The sequence below is a fragment of the Pseudochrobactrum saccharolyticum genome (genome assembly GCF_008801715.1).
In the GTDB taxonomy this organism is placed as follows: Bacteria; Pseudomonadota; Alphaproteobacteria; order Rhizobiales; family Rhizobiaceae; genus Pseudochrobactrum; species Pseudochrobactrum saccharolyticum.
Genome location: NZ_VZPG01000012.1, coordinates 1 through 234, shown reverse-complemented (window position 1 = coordinate 234; position 234 = coordinate 1). Strand labels below are relative to the sequence as shown.

Below are 234 nucleotides of genomic sequence, written 5' to 3'. Positions count from 1 at the left end.
CGGCACGTTGCTGTTCTGCAGCCTGTCGTTCAGCTTCTTCCTGAGCGGCTTTCTGCTGCTGTTCGGCTGCGCGTTTTGCCTCTTCTTCGGCCGCACGTTGTTGCTCGGCGGCACGTTGCTGTTCTGCAGCCTGTCGTTCAGCTTCTTCCTGAGCGGCTTTCTGCTGCTGTTCGGCTGCGCGTTTTGCCTCTTCTTCGGCCGCACGTTGTTGCTCGGCGGCACGTTGCTGTTCTG

General features: G+C 60.3%; 1 protein-coding gene. It reads left to right on the top strand.

All coding sequences use genetic code 11. The annotated features are described in order from the left end of the window. On the top strand, positions 1 to 234 hold a 234-nt coding region (locus tag F7P81_RS17165), incomplete at both ends, for a hypothetical protein (RefSeq protein WP_170265313.1).